The 670-nt window shown below is 67.9% G+C and carries 1 protein-coding gene; it reads left to right on the forward strand.

What is annotated here, in order from left to right:
- Positions 1 to 125: 125 nt before the first annotated feature.
- The coding region (locus tag ACFYE1_RS17490) for a helix-turn-helix domain-containing protein (RefSeq protein WP_387745845.1) at positions 126 to 670 on the forward strand (545 nt) is incomplete at its 3' end.

Consider the following 670-nt stretch of genomic DNA (forward strand, 5'->3'; position numbering starts at 1 on the left):
CGGCGCACCAGTCAAGCACGCGCCCGTGCCGGCCACTACAAACGCAGAGGTCACAAACTGTCGTTGCAGTACTAGTGCCGAGGGGTTGAAGTACCTCAGCATTTGACGGGGTGGGATCATGGGTTATGGCAAATCATCCTGCGGCCCCGCTGCTGTTGCGCCAGGGCGACCGGGAGACGCTGCAGAGGCTCGTGCGCTCCACCTCGGTGCCCGCGGGGCTGGCGCAGCGGGCGCGGATCGTGCTGCTGGCCGCCGAGGGCATCTCGAACACCGAGATCGCGCAGAAGGTGGGTACGACTTGCAACACCGTGATCGCCTGGCGGGCCCGCTACGGGCAGGCCGGCATCGCCGGGCTGGTCGACCACGACCGGTCGGGCCGTCCGCGGCGGATCGACCACCGGGCGATCGTGGCGGCCACTTTGACCCCTCCGCCGAAGAAGCTCGGGGTCACGCACTGGTCCTCCCGCCTGCTGGCGGGACGGCTGGGCATCGACCACACCACGGTGGCCAAGGCCTGGCGCGAGTACGGGGTTCACCCCTGGCGGGAAGGCACTTTCAAGTTCTCCACCGACCCGGAACTGGTGGCCAAGGTCGTCGATGTGGTCGGGCTCTACCTGGCCCCGCCTTCAGAACGCGATCGTGCTGTGCGTGGACGAGAAGTCCCAGATCC

Origin of the sequence: Kocuria nitroreducens (assembly GCF_042879195.1) — a bacterium.
In the GTDB taxonomy this organism is placed as follows: domain Bacteria; phylum Actinomycetota; class Actinomycetes; order Actinomycetales; family Micrococcaceae; genus Kocuria; species Kocuria nitroreducens.